Below are 19607 nucleotides of genomic sequence, written 5' to 3'. Positions count from 1 at the left end.
ACGTCCGGATGATTGCGGACGAAAGAAAGGCCGGATGCCGTTCCCAACATGGGTAACTGGCATCCGGCCTTCCACCGTCGGTGGTGCGCTGATCCGCGCGCCGCTCCTAGTGCTGAGAGCGGCGGCTGCGGGCCGAGATCAGCAGGGCCAGCGGGATCAGCAGCAGAGCCACCGGAATCAGGACCGCCAGGATCGCCGGGGACGTCAGAAGCTGTCCCGGGGTCATGGCGGAGGTGCGTTCCATCATGGTGTCCGCACCAGCGGAGATTTCGCCGTTGCCTCCGGCCAGAGTGGCCGTGCCGTCAGCGAGCTTTCCGTTGCCCTCGGCCAGGTCGGAAGCGCCTGTCTTCAGCGTGGTGGTTCCGTCGCTGAGGGTCTGCGCACCGGCGTCGAGCTTGCCCATGCCTTCGTTCAGCGAATCCGAGCCGGAGAGCAGGCGGCCCGTGCCGTCGGCGAGCTTTGTATTGCCGTCGGCCAGTGTGTAAGCACCGGTTTCGAGCGTGCCCAGGCCGGCAGTCAGGGTTCCCGCACCATTGGCGAGTTTGGCGTTGCCCTCGGCCAGCGTGTAGGCGCCGTCCTCGAGAGTGGTCAGCCCCTGGTTGAGAGTCTGCGCTCCGGCGGACAGCTGCCCGGCACCGGCGTAAAGCTGCTCGACGCCGTTGGCTGCTGCATGTGCTCCCTCTGCGAGGGCGGGGGCTTTGGTGTTCAGCTGGGCAAGACCGCCGGCAACGGCGTCTGCACCGTGGACCAGCCCGCCCTGGTTGACGACTGTCCCGAAGACGGTGGTGTGTGCAGGTGCTCCGGGGTTGCCCTTGAGCCCGAGGTCGATGCCGACAACCAGGCGTTCGAGGCCTTCGAGCTTGTCGGCGGCAACAGCCAGCTTGGCGCCGCTGCCCTTAGGCACGACGCCGAGTGCCTCGAGCGGGGCGAGCGCCGCCCCTGCAGCGCGCAGCTCCTGAGCACCCGTCGACGTTCCCGTCGTGGAGTAAGGGACCAGGTCAGCCTCAATCTTTTGGTAGGGGGTGAGCCCCTCAGCATCCGGCTGGAGGTTGATGGCGGCGTAGACCCGCTCGACGCCGGCGCTGAGGCTCTCCGCCCCGGGCGCAAGCTGCCCGATCCCGGCAACAGCAGCATCTGCCCCTGCAGCCAGTTCCTTCGATCCGCCAACCAGCGGTTCCATCTTGGTGTGCAGCTCGGATGCACCGGCGGACAGCGTGCCGGAACCTTCGCGGGCGGCGGTTGCGCCGGAGGCCAGCTTGTTGGCACCTTCCGAAGCGCTGAATGCTCCGTTGGCCAGGGTCGATGCGCCGGTGTAGGCGTTCGTCGCGCCGTTGGCGAGTTTGCTGGCGCCGGCGGATGCCGCTGCGGCGCCGTCGTTCAGCGTCGCGGCGCCTTCGTTGAGGGAGTCCGCTCCGGTTTTGGCGGTCCCGATGCCCTGGGCCAGGGTCTGGGCGCCGTCGTCGACCTTCGCACTGCCGGCCGCAACCTTATCCGCCCCCTCCTTTGCTTTCACGGCGCCGTCGTTCAGATCGGAGGCGCCGGTGGAGGCGCGTTTCGCGCCGTCGGAAAGCTGCGTTGCACCGCTGGCGACCTGGCTCGTAAAGAGCACAAAGAAGGCCAGCAGGAGGACCAGGAACAGGGCCAGGAGGCCGGTCAGAATGAGGTGCGGCCGGTTAGTGGGCCGGCCGGACGTGGAACTCGTCATTGAATATCCCTTTTCTGGTTCAAACAGCGGCCTGCTTCGACCGCACGGACTGCGGGTGTATCGCCTGTGAGCCCCGCATAAGGGTGGTGCGCCGGGCGGGTTTCCCTGTGTCATGCGGTGTCATACACGGGGGGTTACCGGCCGGTAGGAATGTGATGTCGGTTACATCTAACTTACTCATCGGTAACAAAGCAAGGGTTTCGGGAAATTTGTTACCGGCGGGTAGGTTGCAGACGGGTTTGGGGTGTGCTCAGGGGCCCCAGCGGCGTGTCGGGGCGCACGAAGAAACGAAATGGACCATGCTGGGGCGCATGCCGGCGCCGCCCTGGCGGCGCCGGCACCCAAAACCGCTGGAAGAACATTGGAGTTCGGATGAGCTGGCTGGACCGTGAACGCACCATTGCCCCGCCGGGTTTCAACCGGTGGCTCATCCCTCCGGCGGCACTCGCCGTCCACCTCTGCATCGGCCAGGCCTACGCCACCAGCGTGTACAAGACCGCGCTGGTTGAGTATTTCGATGCGAGCCTGACCCAAATCGGCGTGATCTTCTCCGTGGCGATCGTGATGCTCGGTCTCTCAGCGGCGGTCATGGGCACCTGGGTGGACCGCAACGGTCCCCGCAAAGCGATGTTCGTCTCCGCCCTGTTCTGGTCAGGCGGCTTTATGGTGGGTGCGCTCGGCATCTTCACCGGCCAGCTCTGGCTGGTTTACCTCGGCTACGGATTCCTCGGCGGCATCGGCCTGGGGATCGGTTACATTTCCCCCGTCTCCACCCTCATCAAATGGTTTCCGGACCGCCCCGGACTCGCCACCGGCATGGCCATCATGGGCTTCGGAGGCGGTGCGCTGATCGCCAGCCCGCTTTCCTCCGCATTGCTGGCGTTCTACGATCCGGAGTCGGGAACCGAGGGCTGGGTTGCCAGCGGCGACGCTGTGGGCAAGCTGTTCATCACCTTCGGAGTCGTCTACCTGCTGTATATGCTCTACGGGGCATGGACCATCCGGGTGCCGGCTGAAGGATGGAAGCCGGACGGATTCGACCCCGCAAGCGTGGCTAAAAAACCGCTGGTCACCACGGCGAACGTCTCCGCCGCGAACGCGATCAAGAGCCGCCAGTTCTGGCTGGTGTGGATCGTCCTGTTCTGCAACGTCACCGCCGGTATCGGCATCCTGGAACAGGCAGCGCCCATGATCCAGGACTTCTTCCGCCAGCCCGACGGCGCTTCCCTGGTTACTGCCGCCGTCGCCGGAGGGTTCGTTGGCCTGCTTTCGATCGGCAACATGGGCGGGCGGTTCGTCTGGTCCGCCACCTCCGATGCGATCGGACGGAAGCGGATCTACATGGTCTATCTCGGAGTCGGGGCGGCCTGCTACGTGCTGCTGGCGATGTTCGGGTCCTCCTCGACCATCCTCTATGTGCTGCTGGCCTTCGTGATCCTTTCCTTCTACGGCGGCGGATTCGCCACCGTGCCCGCCTACCTGCGGGACCTCTTCGGAACGTTCCAGGTTGGCGCCATCCACGGCCGGCTGCTCACCGCCTGGTCCGCGGCCGGTATTGCCGGACCGCTGATCGTGAACTCGTTCCTGGACGCGCAGGGCACGCCCGGGGAACTCACCGCGCAGGCCTACCAGCCGGCCCTGCTGACCATGGTGGGGCTGCTGATCGTAGGGTTCATTGCCAACCTGCTGGTCCAGCCGGTGGCCGATAAGTTCCACGAACCCGCCAAGCCCCCGGCCCGGACCGTAAACCCGACAGCCGCCGGCGACGGCACCAGGCTGGATCTCAACCTCGATGGAGGGCACCGATGAGCAACATGAAACTCGTCATCAGCTGGCTGCTGGTGGGAATCCCGCTGGCCTACGGGGTTTTCCAGACGCTGACCAAAGCCGCCGCACTGTTTAGTTGATTCACTGTTCAGCTGATCGAGTGTTCAGCTGAACGGCCGCCGGCGGATCCAGCCAGCCGCTTTGGAAGGGCTGGACCGCCTGCCGGGGCTGTGCATTTGACTGATCGGTGCCACGCTTAAGGGGCAAATCCATCCACCCGTGCTGGCGGGATCTGCCGGTGCGGAGACAGGAGCATGCCATGAAGGCTCTTCAGTACCGCAGCCTGGGTGCCGCCCCCGAAGTCGTCGAGATCGAAACCCCCGAGCCGGGGCCAGGGCAGATCCGGCTGAAAGTCACCGCCGCAGGTGTGTGCCATTCGGACGAATTCATCATGTCGCTGCCCAAGGACCAGTACAGTTACGGCCTGCCGCTGACTCTTGGCCATGAAGCAGCCGGGGTGGTGGACAAGATCGGCGCCGGAGTGAAGCACATCGACGAGGGGCAGTCCATGGCCGTGTACGGTCCCTGGGGCTGCGGCCTTTGTTACGAGTGTTCGTCCGGGCGGGAGAACTACTGCCGCAATGCGGTCCAGTACGGCATCGCACCTCCCGGTCTTGGTGCGCCGGGAGCCATGGCGGAGTACCTCATTGTGGACAGCGCCCGTCACCTCGTGCCGCTCGGCGATCTGGACCCGGTGCAGAATGTCTCGCTGACCGACGCTGGGCTGACCCCGTACCACGCGATCAAGGGATCCCTGGAGAAACTGCACTCCGGTTCGACTGCCGTTGTAATCGGCGTCGGAGGGCTCGGCCACATAGCCATCCAGATCCTGCGTGCGCTGACCCCAGCCACCGTCGTCGCGCTGGATGTGGACAAGGCGAAGCTGGACCTCGCGGCTTCCGTCGGCGCCCAGTATTCCTTCCCCTCCGAAGCCGGAGCCGTGGACATGATCAAGGACCTCACCAATGGCCTGGGTGTCGACGCCGTCTTCGACTTCGTGACAGTCCAGTCCACCCTGGACCTGGGCCAGGCGATGGTCCGGTCCCAGGGCGACCAGGTGCTGGTGGGTGTCGGCTCCGGCACGCTCCCGGTGGGACTCGCCGCGACGTCGTCCTGGGAAACCACCATCCGCGCCCCCTACTGGGGATCGCGCACCGAGCTGTTCGAAGTGCTGGAGCTGGCCCGGGACGGAGCCATCAACGTGCACACCGAAACCTTTTCCCTGGAGAAGGCTCCGGAAGCCTACGAAAAGCTGAAGAACAACGAGCTGGTCGGCCGGGCCGTCGTCGTTCCCTAATTCAGGCGGCAGAATCCGGCTCCCGGGGGCCGGCGGAGTCCGGCGGGTTCAGCAGGGTTCGGCGGGTTCAGCCGGCAGCCGTCACTCCGCCGCCGGCACCCAGCCGGCGCCGCGGAGGAGGCTCCGGCCCTCCTCCACATAACGGTCCATTTCAGGAGCAGGAACCATTCCTCCTCCCGTTGACCACACGATGTGGTTCGCGGCGGCCAGCCGGGCCTCGTCGAAGCCGAACGCTGTGAGGTAGGCGTCGTCGGACAGGATCCGCCAGGGGTTGGTGAATCCCGCTGCGGCCGATGGCTCCACTGCGATGCCCTCGGCGTCCTGCAGCAGGCCGACGAGCGATTTCATCCGTTCATCGCTGACCGTCACGTACCCGTCCACGAGGTCCTGCATGCGCTGTCCCACCAGCCGTGACGGCCGGCCGACGGCGAGCCCGTCTGCCGCGGTGCGGCCGTCGAGCCCAATGTCCGCCACACAGATTTGGTCGTGCAGCCCGGACCGGACTCCCAACGACATTGCCGGCGACCGCGTGGGTTCGGCAAAGACGCAGTGGACGGCATCTCCGAAGGCCAGCTTGAGTCCGAAGGTTACCCCGCCCGGGCCACCTCCGACGCCGCACGGCAAATGCACGAACAGGGGGTTGTCCGCGTCAACGGGCACCTCCAGGGCGGCCAGCTGGCCCGCGAGCCGGGCCCCGGCCACGGCATAACCTGCGAACAGCCCCAGGGAGTCCTCGTCGTCGATAAAGTGGGTGTCCGGTGTGCTCAGTGCGGTCCCGCGTGCCGCCCGCAGGGCGGCAGAGAAATCGGCGTTGTGCTCGATGACCTCCACTCCTCGGCTCCGGAGGAGTTCTTTCTTCCATGCGCGGGCGTCCACGGACATATGCACTGTCGTGCGGAACCCCAGCTCCGAGGCGACAATCCCGATGGACAGTCCCAGATTGCCCGTGGAGGCAACGGTTATCCCGCGTGACCCCAGAATTTTCCGGGCACCCGGTGAGGCGAACACCTGGGCGTATCCGTATCGGTCCAAGTCAATGGTGTCGGCCAGGAGCTGTTCAGCGAGCTGAAGCACTTCATGGATGCCCCCACGGGCCTTGATTGAGCCGCTCACCGGAAGGACGTCGTCACGCTTGATCCAGAGCCGTCCCGGAAGTTCCCTCCCGAGTAATGCGCCAAGGTCCCGCTGCATGGCGGGCGCCCCGAGCAAAGGCGACTCGATAATGCCGTACGCAGGACGGGTATCCGGAAACCGTTCCGCAAACCAGGGCGCGAAGCGCCGGAAGCGTGCCCGGGCGTCCGAGACAATGGCAGGGGAGATTCCGGAACGCTCGATTCCCTCGGCCACCGGTACCGGCCGGTCGCGGAACCATGCGGTTTCTTCGCCCCGGGCCAGGGCAGCCACCAGGGGATCATTCAGGAGTTGTTCGAAGGCGGGCAGCCGGTTCACGGTGATTGTTTCTCCAGGATCTGTGGCTCGAGCGGCTTGATCGGGTTGACGGCAAGCTATCCCAAGCACATCACACAGACCTGGGTTCCGGCCCGCCGCCGGGGCCGGCAGCTGCCGGGGTGAAGGCCGGACCCAGGGCGCCCAAGCGAATGCCCGGCCGCAGATTGCGCCACGGCAGCACGGCGGGGTCTGCCGGGAACGGGCCGGGGGCCAGCGCAACGATGATCCGGCCTGCCAATCCGGCGTAGTCGGCACGGAAGTGGACGGAACTCTTCACCACGAGGACCTGCTGCCCTTCGGGGACCACCCCGGCTGCACGGAACTGGTTGCGGTCCATGATCTGGGCCTTGTGGCTGTTGACGACAACCCGCACATTGCCGCACCGCAGAAGAACTGAAGGCCCCACGGACAGCTCGTTGCCGTGCATCATGGGGCCGTCAAAGTGGACTTTTCCATCGGTGATCTCCTCGACCTGGAATGTCCCGCTGAACGGGCCGTCGCCGTCCGTTTCCGACCCGGCAAACGTGACGGTCACGGTTTCTCCCCGCCCGGCCGCGACCGCCGTTTGGACGATCTCCGGAGACCACATTGCCGCCAAGGCGCTGGAGGCTATGTTCCGCTGGACGAGTTCCCGCAGCAGCCCGGTGGTCGTCGCGTCTCCGCCGGCCCCGGGATTATCCTGCGTATCTGCGATAACAACAGGCACCTGCCCCTCGGCGATGGCCTGCACCGCCTCGTCCAGCGCCTGGTCAGCCGGGAGTGCCGTCAAACGGAACTCGGGTTCAAGGTCATGGATGGCCGCGGCAATGCCATCAACGGCGTGGGCGAGCTGTGCTTCGTCCACGCCGTACCCAAAGACGCAGGGCTGGCACTCTTCGACGTCGGCGGCAGGAAAAGCCATGGCAATGGACACGACGGCATCCTGGTCCGCGGAGTCCAGCAGCCCGTACGCCGTCCGCGCAGGTCCCTCAAGGGTGCTTCCCGAAATTGTTGGGATGAGGAAACCGATGCGCTGCGCGCTCACCGTCATCCGCTCACCGGAGAGGATGCGGTGCAGCAGTGCCGCCGCTGATCTGCCGGTATCAGCCATGTCGACGTGGGGGTAGGTCCGGTAGGCCACCATGGCATCGGCTGTTTCCAGCATCAGGTCACTCACATTGGCATGGAGGTCCAAGCTCACGACGATGGGCGTTTCGGCACCAACCACATTCCGCACCCTGCGAAGGATTTCGCCGTCGCCGTCCGGATAGTCCTCCGAGACCATTGCCCCGTGCAGGTCAAGGTAGACGGCATCGGGGGTTTCCTCGGTGCACGCGTCCTCGATCATGCGGATGATGCGTTCAAAGGCGGAGGACTCGACCGGGCCCGAGGGGGAAGCCGCACACCAGACCACCGGCAGCATTTCCCAGGCCGGATCCGCAGCCAGGACAAACCCGCCGAGCGGTATGTTGACGGAGGCGAGCGTCAGTACCTCATCGCCGAGGTGCATCCGGGGAAACCCCTCGCCGTTCTGGAAGTTCTCCCAGCGCGCCGGAGTTGGAGCAAAGGTGTTGGTCTCGTGCAGGAACCCTGCGATCAATACGCGCGTCACAGGCTGACCTCAAGCTTTCTGCGGCGGAGCGCTGCGGGCAAAAGCAGCAGGGTGAAGGCTGACAGGACCAGGAGGCCGACCATGGTCAGCAGGCCGCCCTGGGTGCTCCCGGTGGCTTCCCGCACAAACCCCATGAGGGTAGGGGCAACGAATCCGCCCAGAATTCCAATCGTGTTGATGAACGCGATGCCGCCTGCAGCGGCCGTACCTCCAAAGTGCTGGCTGGGGACGGCCCAGAAGACTGTGTACGCGGCCCAGACAGCGCAGACTGCGATGCACAGGGCAATGAAGGAGACCAGGAAGTTCGTGGCGGTAAAAGCGGCTACCGTCAGCCCGGCGGCCGCAATGAGGGCAGGAATAACCGCATGCCATTTGCGCTCCTGAAGGCGGTCGGAGCTCCGGGAGAGAAGGATCATGGTGGGTATGGTCAGCGCATACGGCACCGCTGTCAGCAGGCCGATGGAGAACGTACCCTGGACGCCGTTGTCCTTCAAGATAGTGGGCAGCCAGAAACTGACGGCATAGATCCCGCACATGATGCCGAAGTAGGCCACCGCCATGACATAGACGCTTGGCTCTTTCAGGGCGTCGATGAACCGGTGGGTGCCTTGTCCGGCTTTTGTCTGGCCGATGGCTTTCGCAACGACTGCTTTCTCTGCGTCGTTCAGCCATCCCGCCTGTTCCGGACGGTCCGCCACCGTCTTCCAGAAGAGGTATCCCAGCAGCACACAGGGCAGGCCCTGGATGAGGAACATCCACTGCCAGCCGGCCAATCCACCGATGTTGTCCATGGCAGCGATAATGGCGGCCGAGACACCGGAGCCGAGAATGGAGCCGATGGGCCCGGCCAGCATATAGATGCCCATAACAGCAGCCATCCGCCGGGCGGGGAACCAATAGGTCAGGTAGAGGATGATGCCGGGCGCGAAGCCGGCCTCGAAGATACCCAGCAGAATCCGCAGGATGTAGAAGCTCGTCTCATCCCGGACGAACATCATGGACGCTGAGGTGATGCCCCACAGCACCATGATGCGCGTGATCGTCCGCCGCGCACCAACCTTGTGCATCAGCATATTGCTGGGGATTTCCAGGCAGGCATAGGCCAGGAAGAACAAACCTGCACCGATACCGAAAACCACTTCGGTTAGCGCCGGAATGTCCTCCTGCATGTGGAGCTTCGCGAAACCAATGTTCACGCGGTCCAGGTACGCGAAGGTGTAACAGAGCAAAAGCAGCGGCAACAGGCGCCTGTTGATCTTGCGGTAAACGGATTCCTCTGTGATGGCGGGCTGGCTGCCGTTGAGGCGTCCCTGGTGTGTGACTGGCATATTGCCTCCTGTGTAAGGTGCTGCACAGTCTAGGATCCAGAAGTATCAGGCAGTCAAAATGAAGGAATCTTCCTAGTACAGACTCAAACTGTTGGAATATGCTTCCAGAAAGAGGGTAGGTGAAGATGGCGGCGCTCGAAGTCCATGCAACGGATCTGGAGATTGTGGATGCCCTGCAGATCGCGCCCAGGGCCAGCTGGGCGATGGTGGCCCGCGCGTTGGACGTATCCGAAGTGACCGTTGCGCGCCGCTGGAAAAGCCTGGAGGACCGCGGGCTCGCCTGGACCAGTGTTGCCCTGCATCCCTCGACGTCTCAGGGAGCCTTCATCGAAGTGCGCTGCGACGCGAAGTACCTGGACCGGCTGCTGGCGTCCCTGGGCCGGCACCCTGACGTCATCACCGTCGGGCAGACCACCGGCGACTACAACCTGTTTTGCATCACGATCGCCACAGTCCTGGAGGAAGTCCTGCGCTGTGTCCATGGGGGGCTTCCGGAACTGCTGGATGCCGTCCAGATGCGGATCAGCCTCTTCCGGCAGATGACCGGGGGAGTGGATTGGCGCCAGGGCATTTTGTCTGCCTCCAATGAGAAACAGCTGCAGGAAGAACACCATTCGAAGCGCCCGGAATCAATCTCCCCTCTTTCAATCAGCGATCGGCAGCTGTTTCTCCAACTGGGAAGGGACGGCAGGCGGTCGCCCGCGGAGCTGGGCCGGAACCTCGGGCGTTCCCCAGGCTCGGTGCGCCGGCGGCTGGCGGAGCTCGAAGCACAAAACCAGGTCGTTTTCCGGTGCGACGTCGCCCGGCCGGCCTTCGACCTGCCCCTGGGAATGCTGGTCCTGATGAAGGCGCCTCCGCTCGAGGCGGAAGGCACGGCACGCCTGCTGGGTCGACGGCGGGAGACCCGGTTTTGCGCGTCAGTCATCGGTACAGCCAACATCATCCTGGTTGTCGGGCTGCATGATCTTGCCGACGCTGAGCGCGTCCTCGGCGAACTGTCCCAGGACCATCCCTCCGCCGAGGTGCTTGATCGAAGGGTCATCACCAGGATGGCGAAAATCTACGGGCGCATCCTCGACCCGGCCGGCCGATCCGTTGGCGTAGTGCCGGTGGATCCCTGGATCCGCAGCATCCGGAACGGAGGTTCGGCAGAAGGCAGCACCGCACCGGCCGGGTTAGGCTGACCCGCCCGCGAGCAGGAGACCGCCGTCGAGCGTCAGGACCTGCCCGGTGATCCAGGCGGCGTCGTTGGAGGCCAGGAAAGCCGCGCCCGCCGCCACATCGCCGGGACTGCCGAGTCTGCCCAGCGGATAAGCGCCGGCCACCTTCTCTTCCCGGCCCTCGTACAGCGCGCGGGAGAAGGCCGTCCTGACCACGGCCGGAGCCAGTGCGTTCACCCGGAGATCCGGCGCCAGTTCGACGGCGAGGGAGCGGGTGAGCTGTTCCAGGGCGGCCTTGCTGATGCCGTAGAACGCGATGCCTTTGGCCGGGGTTTGCGCGCTGACGGAGGACATGTTGATCACCGACCCTCCGCCGCGTCTGAAGTCGGCTTTCGGATGCCGGCAGGCGGCCTGGACCCACGCCAGGGAACCCAGGACATTTACGTCCATGATCTTCCGGGCGGCATCCAGATCCAGGTCGAGCAGCGATCCGTAGACGGGGTTGGTGCCGGCGTTGTTGACCAGCACATCCAACGGGCCGAACTCCGCGGTTACGGCGTCCAGCGCCTCGCGGTGATGAGCGGGGTCGGTGGAATTCCCGGCAACCGCGATGGCTGTCCCGGGCGGAAAGCCGGCGGCTGCCTCTTCAAGCGGTCCCTTGTTCCGGGCCGTGATCAGCACCCGGGCTCCCTCAGCCACGAACCGGCGGGCAACCGCCAGGCCAATCCCGCGGCTGGCCCCGGTAACGAGTGCTGTTTTACCTTCCAGCCGCCGTACGCTGCCGGAATGCTGACCGGGTGCTGAGCTCATCTGGGGTCCTTTCGTCCGCGGGAATCTCCGTCGCTGGGGTGTGTCCGGACGGGCCGAGTCTGTGCGAGGGGACGGGTCCGCGTCAAGGCATGCTGCTGGGGCAGCTCGTTTTCTTTGGCGAAGGGTGTGCAATGTGATTGACGAGTACCGGAAAGCTCCATAAGCTGACGTCTTACCTAGGTAATGGCCCCCATACTTTCCTACCGGAACTGCTGCGGCCGCAGAACCCACCGATGGATTTCTATTTGCAATGGAGCAAATATGGCCAGTGTTGGTTTGCTTTATGTTGGTGCTGTCCTGCTGATAAACGGACTCCTGCTCCTAGGGAAGATCCCGGGAAAATCGGCAGCAATGCTTAACTTTTTTGTGGGTGGAATGCAGGTTATTTTTCCCACTATCATCCTCATCCAGGCGGCCGGAGACCCGGCCGTGACCTTCGCAGCCGCCGGGCTGTATCTCTTCGGTTTTACCTACCTCTATGTTGGGCTGGTGCAGGTCACCGGTGTGGGCCCCGAGGGGCTGGGGTGGTTCTCCCTGTTCGTAGCCGTCTGCGCCGTCGTTATTGGAACACTGCAGTTCACCATGGTCCTGGACCCGGTGTTTGGGGTGATCTGGTATCTATGGGCGGTCCTCTGGCTGCTGTTCTTCCTGGTGCTGGGTCTGGCCCGGGACTCGCTGACCCGAACCACGGGGTGGTTCGCGGCGCTTGGGGGCCAGCTCACCGCCACCCTGCCGGCGTTCCTGCTGCTGACCGGCAGTTATGTCTCCAATGGCGCAACAGCTGCGGCCATGGCAGTGGCAGGCGCCGCCGTCCTGGCCGTGTCCTTCTACCTCGGCCGCGCGCGGATGGCTGACCCAGGGAAAGACCAGGCCCGCCGGGAGCCGGGATCCGGTGCCACTCCCGCCGTCACTTAGCAAAGGAAAACCATGCCGCTGTACGTCTACCGCTGCCCGGACTGCCGGGACTTCGAGGTCCAGTCCGCCATGGGCCAGATCCGTGAGTCGATGACCTGCCCGGAATGCGGCACCCAGGCGTTCCGCAAATTCACCGCCCCGCATCTTTCCCGTTCCTCCTCCAACGCGTACAAACTCATCGAAAGCACGGCCCGTTCCGCCTCCGAGCCGGCAATCGTCTCATCCCCGGGTGGCGCGAAACGTGTTTCCCGGGGCGGCGGAATCACAATGAATCCCCTCCACCAAAAGCTCCCAAGACCCGACTAAGCGCCACAATTTCAAAGGAGAAGTTATGCCTCAAGTCGTCTTTCCCCTCGATTCCTCGAAGAAGTTCGAGGACCAGGAAAAAATTGGCCATAACCGGTGGCATCCGGAAATTCCTCCCGTAGCCGTCGTAAAACCGGGGGAGTCCTTCCGGGTGGACTGCCGGGAATGGTTCGACGGCGCGATCGTAAATGATGACTCAGCGGAGGACATCCTCAATGCTCCGCTGCTGACCGTGCACAAGCTCAGCGGACCGTTCGGCGTGGAAGGCGCAAAACCCGGCGACCTGCTGGTGGTGGACATCCTCGACGTCGGGCCGATCCCGCAGGAGGACTCCGGTCCGCTCGCAGGCCAGGGCTGGGGCTACACCGGCATCTTCGCCACGGAGAACGGCGGCGGGTTCCTGACCGAGCAGTTTCCCGACGCCTACAAGGCCATCTGGGATTTCAACGGCCAGACGGCGACCTCCCGCCACGTTCCCGGCGTCTCCTTCAACGGACTGATCCATCCCGGGCTGATGGGGACCGCTCCGTCGGCCGCCCTGCTCGCCAAGTGGAACAAGCGTGAAGGCGACCTGATCGCCACCGACCCGCACCGGGTCCCGCCGCTGGCGCTGCCGCCGGAAGGTGCGCATGCTGTCCTCGGCGGGCTTCCGCGGGAAGACTGGGAACGGGTCGGCAATGAAGCTGCGCGGACGGCGCCGCCCCGAGAAAACGGCGGCAACCAGGACATCAAGAACCTTTCCAAGGGCTCGCGGATCTTCTATCCGGTGTTTGTGGACGGGGCCAACCTCTCCGTGGGCGATCTGCACTTCTCCCAGGGCGACGGCGAAATCACCTTCTGCGGCGCCATTGAGATGGGTGGTTTCATCGACCTGCGGGTGGACATCATCAAGGGCGGAATGGATACCTACGGTGTTCATGAGAACGCGATCTTCATGCCGGGCAACGTCGATCCGCAGTTCAGCGAGTGGATTGCGTTCTCCGGCACGTCGGTGACACTCGGCGGCGAGCAGCGCTACCTCGACTCGCACCTGTCCTACCAGCGGGCCTGCCTGCATGCGATCGACTACCTGACAAAGTTCGGCTACAGCCCGGAGCAGGCCTATCTGCTGCTCGGTGCCGCCCCCATTGAGGGCCGGCTGTCCGGGGTTGTGGACATTCCGAACTCCTGTTCCACGGTGTACATCCCGACGTCGATCTTCGACTTCGACGTGCGGCCCTCCAGCTCCGGGCCGTTCCAGATCGATCCCGGAATCGGCGCTCCGCGGGCCAGCAACCGCTGACCCACCGGCCCAGGCTGGTGCAAGCCAGCCTGGGCCGGGGGCTCAGGGTTCTTGGCTCTGCCCGCGCAGTTTCCCAGCGGTCGTTGCTGGCGTGGCTGTTGTCCCGCCAGTCGCAGGGGTAACGACGGCTGAAGCTGCGTTAGCTGTCCGCCTCCACCGACGCGGGTTCCCACTGTAAGGAGCCTCCTGTGGCTGGTGTGGTCTCCTCAGCCACAGGAGTTCACAAAGAGTGGGAACGCGTGTCGCGGAAGGTCATCTGCACCCAGCTGCTTCACCAGCCGGGACCCATTCCGGGCCCGGCACCCGGTCAATCCTTCAGCCCGCGCCCGCCAGCCACGGCCCCCGCCCGCAACCAACCACTCCGGACTACCGGTACTTCCGATGCAGGTTCTCCTTCGGTGTGCCGTCGGTAGCCCAGGCGGAGATCCACGGGCCGGTGCCCTCGGACTGGTCCAGGATGCCGTCTTCGAGCCAGGTGTAACGCCCGTCGAGCACCTTTTTGGAGAGCTTGCGGTCCTCCGGGTCGGAGTTGTTCCACAGCTCGGTGAACAATGCGTCCACCCGGACCCGGGACTGGGCGCAGAAGGCATCCGCAAGTTCGTAGGCGGTGGCACCTTCCGCGGGGTCCTGAAGCCGGATCGTCTCCGCCTTCATGCAGACCGCGGACATCGCGAACAATTCCGCACCGATATCCACGATCCGGCCGAGGAACGCCTGATGGTGTTCCAATGCGGCCTGCCAGCGGGCCATGCCGTAGAAGGTGGAGCGTGCCAGCTTCCGGGAGGCGCGCTCCGCATAGCGCAGGTGCCGGGCCAGCGGTCCGAATTCGGCGTACGACGTCGGCACGTTGCCCCGTCCGACGGCGAGGGTGGGCAGCCACTTGCCGTAGAACCCGCTGGCCTTGGCCCCAGCCTTCACCTTGTTGCCCAGCGGGGCGTCCGCAACAGCAAGGTCGCCGGCCGCCCGCAGATGCGCGTCAACTGCCTCGCGGGCAATCAGCAGGTGCATGATCTCCGTGGAACCCTCGAAGACCCGGTTGATCCGCAGATCGCGGAGCTGCTGCTCCGCCGCCACCGCGCGCTCGCCGCGGGCAGCCAGGGAAGCGGCGGTTTCGAAGCCGCGCCCGCCGCGCACCTGCACCAGCTCATCGGCAATGTTGTAGGCCATCTCGCTGGCCCAGAGCTTGGCCAGCGCTGCCTCGATCCGGATGTCCTTGGTGCCGGCGTCGGCCATCTCCGCGGAAAGCTCAAAAACCGATTCCAGGGCGAACGTGGTGGCCGCAATAAAGGCGAGCTTCTTACCCACCGCTTCGTGGCGGCCGATCGGCCGGCCCCACTGCTCACGTGCCCCGGACCAGCCGCGGGCGATCTTCAGTGACCATTTCCCGCCCGCAGCGCACATTGCAGGAATGGACAGCCGGCCGGTGTTCAGCGTGGTCAGCGCGATCTTCAGGCCCTGGCCTTCGCGGCCCACCATGTTCCGGGCCGGAACCCGGACACCGCGGAGCCGGGTCACACCGTTCTCGATGCCGCGCAGACCCATAAAATTGTTGCGGTTCTCCACGGTGATGCCGGGCGCGTCCATCTCCACGATGAAGGCACTGATCCCGCCCTTCTGGCCGTCGTGCGGCGGGACTGCGGCCATCACGACGACGAGTTCGGCGATCACGCCGTTGGTGGTCCAGAGCTTCACGCCGTCGAGCACATATTCACTGCCGTCCTCCGACGGCACCGCGGTGGTGCGCATCCGGGCGGGGTCGGAACCGACATCCGGTTCGGTGAGCAGGAACGCGGTGATGGCACCCGCGGCACAGCGGGGCAGATACTCCTGGCGCTGTTCCTCGGTGCCGAACACCTTCACCGGCTCCGGCACACCGATGGACAAATCAGCGGACACCAGGGCTCCCAAGCTGGGATGAACGGTGCCCAGGATCATCAGGGCACGCCCGTAGTAAAGCAGGGACAGCCCCAGCCCACCGTATGTCCGGGGGATCTTGATGCCGAAGACACCCAGCTCCGCCAGCCCCCTGAGGTACTCATCCGGGATGACGCCGGTGCGTTCGATGAGCTGGCCGTCCAGGGTGGCGCAGAAGCTGGTGAGGTCGGCCAGGAACTTCTCAGAACGTTCGATCTCCACCTGAGGGAGGGACGGGTGCGGGCGGATCAGGGAGAGATCGAAGTCGCCCAGATAAATCCCCTTGGCGAAACTCGGCCGCTGTTCATCAGTGATCCGCGATGCTTCGGCGACGTCGCGGGCGTCCTTCTCGCTGACCTTGCGTTCGCGGAGCCTCCGGGCTGAATCGTCCCCGCCGGTGTTCCGGGCATCCTGCAGATTAGTGGAACTCATGTTTTCCCCTATGGCCTGATTGATCAGGGCCGCTCCCCATGCAGCCCCGGCTCGCTGTGCCGACCATGCTACGCGTTACTACTGGCCGGTAAAGGGGTAACGGGCAACCCGGCGGCAACTCTGGGTGATCCCGCAGGGCTGGACCTCGGATTGGCCTTTTTGCGGCCGCAAAAGCGGAGTGAGCTTGACAGCGACCCCTGCCCTGAGGTTTGGATAGTAAGTACACTGAGGATTTGGAACACCAGTCACAGCTATTTCAGGGGGACCCAGGGAATGCAAAATGATGCTGATTGGGAGGCCATCCGACTGCTGTCCACCGCTGCGCGGATGCTTCGCCGTGAAATGGACAACCGGCTCCGCGCGATGGGATTGACCCAGGAGCGGGTAACGGCCTTGAAGGTTCTGCGCGACGCCGGTCCGATGCGCCGGGCGGAACTCGCCCGCCGGCTGCGGGTTACCGCGCAGACGCTCGGGACCACGCTGGTCAGCATGCAGGCGCAGGGCCTGGTTAACGAACTCGGCGACGATGCCGGGGGCGCCCCCCGCCGTGCCGTAGGCATTTCTGACCATGGGCGGACAGCCCTGGATGATGCGATCCGCCTGGAAGGCCAGAATCTCACCGCGGAACTGCGCCCGGCCCTCCGCCGTGAATTGATCTCACTCATCACTGAGCTGGAAAGCACCCGCCAATACGGCACCGCCCGCTCGGCCGGTGCCTGAAGCCCGGTCGAGGCAACCGGCAGCCCGCCCCCGCCGCGCGGTAACGTGGAAGCATGACTGAAGGTATCCGCGTAGCCGCAGCAGATGAGATCGACGAGGGTGAGGCTGTCACCGTAGATTCGCAGACCGCTGGAACAGGAGACGATATTGCTGTTTTCCACAGCGATGACGGCAACTTTTACGCCCTGAATGACACCTGCACGCATGAAGAGGCTTCCCTGGCTGAGGGCTGGATCGAAGACGGTGAAGTTGAATGCCCCGTCCACTCCGCCCGCTTCTGCCTCAAGACCGGAGCCGCGATGTGCCTTCCCGCCACGGTTGACGCCGTCGCCCACCGCGTGGAGGTCATTGACGGTGACATCATCCTCTACCCGGGCGTTGCCCCCACCGCTTCCTAACCATGGCTGACACCGCACCCGGCCCGGATGCCGCACCCGGGCCGGGTTCCGTCGCCATTATCGGTGCCGGTCCGGCCGGGTTCAGTGCCGCAGCCGAGCTGCGGCGGCGCGGATTTACCGGCGGCATCCAGCTCGTGGATCCGAGCGGGCAACCACACGACCGGCCGCCGCTGAGCAAGGCCTATCTGGCAGGAACGCTGGAGGAGTCCGGTCTCGCGCTCGCCGCCCCGGGGTGGTTCAGCGAAAACGCCGTGGAACTCGTGGCCGATGCAGCTGTTTCCCTGGACCCTGACGCCGGAACGGCCACCCTCGCCGGCGGTGGGGAACTTCAGGCCGATATCCTGCTGCTCGCCACCGGGGGCGCTGCCCGCGCGCTCAGTTTTCCCGGAACCGCCTTCGTCCACACGCTCCGCAGCAAAGCGGACGCCGATGCCCTGCGTCCGGTGCTGGGTCCGGGCAAGCGGCTGGCCATCATTGGAGCCGGTTTGATTGGCGCCGAAGTGGCCTCGACCGCCGCAGCACTGGGAACCGCCGTCGTGCTCATAGATCCCGTACCCGTGCCGCTGGTTCCCGCGGTGGGGGTGGAGCTGGCCGCATACCTGCACTCGATGCACGCCGAAGCAGGTATCAAGACCATCACCGGACTGCCGGTGGATGTACTCCAGGGGCCGGGAGGGAACTCGGTCCTTCTGGACGACGGCTCACTGATTGACCCGGACGCCGTGCTGGCAGCGGTTGGTATGGTGCCCAACACCTTCCTTGCCCAGTCAGCCGGGATTGCAGTGGACGACGGCGTGCTGGTGGACGCTTCCGGACGCACCAGCCATCCGCGCGTCTTCGCGGCCGGCGACTCCGTGCGCCGGCAAACCGGCGGCGTCCTTGAACGCCGCCCTGAACACTGGGATTCGGCCGTGCGTTCGGGCCGGGCCGCCGCGGCGGGGATCCTCGGCGGGGAACCTGAGCCGGAGGCTGTGCCGTGGTTCTGGACGGACCGGCACGGCGTTCATGCTGAAGCCGTGGGAAACATGGCGGCTGACGGAAAGTCTGTGGAGCGCGGCGTGCCCGGGCCGGGCTACGTGGTGTTCCGGACCGCTCCGGACGGTACTCTGGCCGGCGCGGCCGGAGTAGACGCCGGCAACACCCTGCGCGCTGCCCGCCGGCTAATCGCGCTCAAAAAACCGGTCCCGGCAGAGCAGCTCGCCGATCCCGGCGCCGACCTGCGGCGTCTTGCCCGGTCCCGTCCCTGACCGGCCACCAGGACGCCCATTAGGGCACATGCGCGTTGCGTATTTCGCCGATCGGTAGGTTAGCCTTACCTTGCCGGACAAAATCCGGCATCCCCGTCCACAAAGTAAAAATCTAGGAGCCCCCATGGCCCTGTCCCGCATGCGCAGTCTTGCGGCCGTCGCTGCCGTCGCCGTGCTGTCCCTGTCCGCCTGCTCCACCGGTTCGACGTCGTCGGACTCGGGCTCCGGCAGTACCGCCGCCTCCAGCGACCAGTTCCCGGTCACCATCGAACACGCCTTCGGTGAGACCACCATCGACGCCGTCCCCGAGCGTGTCGCGACGGTCTCCTGGGTCAACACGGACACCGCGCTGGCCCTGGGCGTTGTACCGGTGGGCATGCCCCTCTACGAGTGGGGCGGCAACGAAAACGGCACGACGCCGTGGATCGACGAGGCACTCGAAGAACTCGGTGCACCCATCGGCTCGGAGAACGCCCCGGTCCAGTACCCGGAAACCGACGGCATTAACTTCGACGAAATCGCAGCGACCGATCCGGACGTGATCCTGGCTGCGTACTCCGGCATCACGCAGGAGGACTACGACAAGCTCAGCTCGATCGCGCCCGTGGTTGCCTACCCCGACGTCCCGTACTACACGTCCTGGCAGGACTCCGCCACCATGATCGGTGAAGCCCTGGGCAAGAGCGGCGAAGCGGCCCAGCTGGTGGAAGACACCGAGAAGGCTATTGCCGACAAGGCTGCCGAGTACCCCGAACTGGCCGGAACCAGCTTCATCTACGGCAACCTCGACACAGCTGCCGGCGCCGACCACATCTCGATCTACACTTCGGGAGACAACCGTCCCAAGTTCCTGAAGGAACTGGGGATGGTCCAGGCGCCGATCGTTGACGAGAACGCACCGTCTGACGCGTTCTACCTGACCTGGTCGCCGGAACGTGCCAACGAGCTTGAGGCGGACCTGTTCGTCAGCTGGGTAGCCGACGACGCCGCCAAGGAAGCGATCGTTGCCGATCCGCTGCTGAGCCAGATCCCGGCCGTCAAGAACGGTGGACTCGTGGCCGATTCGGACAACACGCTGACACTGTCCATCTCTGCCGCGAACGTCCTGAGCATCCCGTACGCGCTGGACAACTTTGTCCCGCTGCTCGGTGAAGCCGCAGCACAGGTGAAGTAGTCCCGGCAAAACCCCTCAGAATGCCCCTTCAGCTTCGGCTGAAGGGGCATTC

Annotated in this window: 16 protein-coding genes; 10 read left to right on the top strand and 6 right to left on the bottom strand. The window is 65.0% G+C overall.

Annotated elements, in window-relative coordinates; all coding sequences use genetic code 11:
* Positions 1–106: 106 nt before the first annotated feature.
* Positions 107–1705, bottom strand: a complete 1599-nt coding sequence (locus ArtHe_RS12385) for a hypothetical protein (protein ID WP_248317216.1) — start codon at positions 1703–1705, stop codon at positions 107–109.
* 372 nt (positions 1706–2077) lie between these two features.
* Between ArtHe_RS12385 and ArtHe_RS12380 the strand changes: the two genes are divergently transcribed.
* Together ArtHe_RS12380 and ArtHe_RS12375 are read left to right on the top strand one after the other, a co-directional pair.
* Entirely contained in the window at positions 2078–3514 is a 1437-nt protein-coding gene (locus ArtHe_RS12380; protein WP_248317215.1) for an OFA family MFS transporter, read from the top strand.
* A 277-nt stretch (positions 3515–3791) separates the two neighbouring features.
* The gene (locus ArtHe_RS12375; RefSeq protein ID WP_248317214.1) at positions 3792–4829 is read left to right on the top strand and encodes an NAD(P)-dependent alcohol dehydrogenase; all 1038 of its coding nucleotides are present in this window, start codon (positions 3792–3794) and stop codon (positions 4827–4829) included.
* An 81-nt stretch (positions 4830–4910) separates the two neighbouring features.
* Here ArtHe_RS12375 and ArtHe_RS12370 read toward each other — a convergent pair whose 3' ends face one another.
* The 3 genes from ArtHe_RS12370 to ArtHe_RS12360 form a co-directional block, all read right to left on the bottom strand.
* The gene (locus ArtHe_RS12370) at positions 4911–6278 is read right to left on the bottom strand and encodes a D-serine ammonia-lyase (protein WP_248317213.1); all 1368 of its coding nucleotides are present in this window, start codon (positions 6276–6278) and stop codon (positions 4911–4913) included.
* A 70-nt stretch (positions 6279–6348) separates the two neighbouring features.
* Positions 6349–7869: a M81 family metallopeptidase gene (locus ArtHe_RS12365; RefSeq protein WP_248317212.1), complete on the bottom strand. Its 1521-nt coding sequence runs from the start codon at positions 7867–7869 to the stop codon at positions 6349–6351.
* A complete protein-coding gene (locus ArtHe_RS12360) occupies positions 7866–9197 on the bottom strand; it encodes an MFS transporter (protein ID WP_066296777.1) in 1332 nt (443 codons plus the stop codon). The genes ArtHe_RS12365 and ArtHe_RS12360 overlap by 4 nt, the downstream gene beginning before the upstream one ends.
* 125 nt (positions 9198–9322) lie before the next feature.
* Here ArtHe_RS12360 and ArtHe_RS12355 point away from each other — a divergent pair, with 125 nt between their 5' ends.
* On the top strand, positions 9323–10381 hold the full coding sequence (locus ArtHe_RS12355) for an AsnC family transcriptional regulator (protein ID WP_248317211.1): 1059 nt from the start codon (positions 9323–9325) through the stop codon (positions 10379–10381).
* Here ArtHe_RS12355 and ArtHe_RS12350 read toward each other — a convergent pair.
* Positions 10373–11167 (bottom strand): SDR family oxidoreductase, encoded by a 795-nt coding sequence (locus ArtHe_RS12350; protein ID WP_248317210.1) that lies wholly within the window; start codon positions 11165–11167, stop codon positions 10373–10375. The two genes, ArtHe_RS12355 and ArtHe_RS12350, sit on opposite strands and share 9 nt — an antisense overlap.
* Before the next feature lie 261 nt (positions 11168–11428).
* Here ArtHe_RS12350 and ArtHe_RS12345 point away from each other — a divergent pair, with 261 nt between their 5' ends.
* Genes ArtHe_RS12345 through fmdA form a run of 3 tightly spaced genes read left to right on the top strand, consistent with a single transcriptional unit; the run spans position 11429 to position 13670 of the window.
* Positions 11429–12082, top strand: coding sequence for an AmiS/UreI family transporter (locus ArtHe_RS12345; RefSeq protein WP_248317209.1), 654 nt, complete (start codon positions 11429–11431; stop codon positions 12080–12082).
* Between the two features lie 12 nt (positions 12083–12094).
* On the top strand, positions 12095–12388 hold the full coding sequence (locus ArtHe_RS12340; protein WP_248317208.1) for a zinc ribbon domain-containing protein: 294 nt from the start codon (positions 12095–12097) through the stop codon (positions 12386–12388).
* Positions 12389–12413: 25 nt separating this feature from the next.
* Entirely contained in the window at positions 12414–13670 is a 1257-nt protein-coding gene (fmdA, locus tag ArtHe_RS12335; RefSeq protein WP_066296768.1) for a formamidase, read from the top strand.
* Between the two features lie 366 nt (positions 13671–14036).
* Here the strand turns inward: fmdA and ArtHe_RS12330 are convergent, their stop codons facing one another.
* On the bottom strand, positions 14037–16016 hold the full coding sequence (locus ArtHe_RS12330; RefSeq protein WP_248317207.1) for an acyl-CoA dehydrogenase family protein: 1980 nt from the start codon (positions 16014–16016) through the stop codon (positions 14037–14039).
* A gap of 273 nt (positions 16017–16289) precedes the next feature.
* Here ArtHe_RS12330 and ArtHe_RS12325 point away from each other — a divergent pair, with 273 nt between their 5' ends.
* The 4 genes from ArtHe_RS12325 (at position 16290) to ArtHe_RS12310 (ending at position 19555) form a co-directional block, all read left to right on the top strand.
* Positions 16290–16736 carry a MarR family transcriptional regulator gene (locus ArtHe_RS12325; RefSeq protein WP_066296765.1) on the top strand — a complete coding sequence of 149 codons (447 nt, stop codon included), beginning with the start codon at positions 16290–16292 and terminating at the stop codon, positions 16734–16736.
* Between the two features lie 53 nt (positions 16737–16789).
* Positions 16790–17134, top strand: a complete 345-nt coding sequence (locus ArtHe_RS12320) for a bifunctional 3-phenylpropionate/cinnamic acid dioxygenase ferredoxin subunit (RefSeq protein WP_066296760.1) — start codon at positions 16790–16792, stop codon at positions 17132–17134.
* Between the two features lie 2 nt (positions 17135–17136).
* Complete coding sequence (locus ArtHe_RS12315; RefSeq protein ID WP_248317206.1) at positions 17137–18381, top strand: FAD-dependent oxidoreductase; 1245 nt, start codon at positions 17137–17139, stop codon at positions 18379–18381.
* A gap of 124 nt (positions 18382–18505) precedes the next feature.
* Positions 18506–19555, top strand: a complete 1050-nt coding sequence (locus ArtHe_RS12310; RefSeq protein WP_248317205.1) for an iron-siderophore ABC transporter substrate-binding protein — start codon at positions 18506–18508, stop codon at positions 19553–19555.
* Positions 19556–19607: the final 52 nt, after the last annotated feature.

The sequence above is a fragment of the Arthrobacter sp. Helios genome (assembly GCF_023167125.1).
In the GTDB taxonomy this organism is placed as follows: domain Bacteria; phylum Actinomycetota; class Actinomycetes; order Actinomycetales; family Micrococcaceae; genus Arthrobacter_B; species Arthrobacter_B luteolus.
Note: the sequence above shows the minus strand (reverse complement) of the source record. Positions and strands in the feature narration are given on the sequence as shown.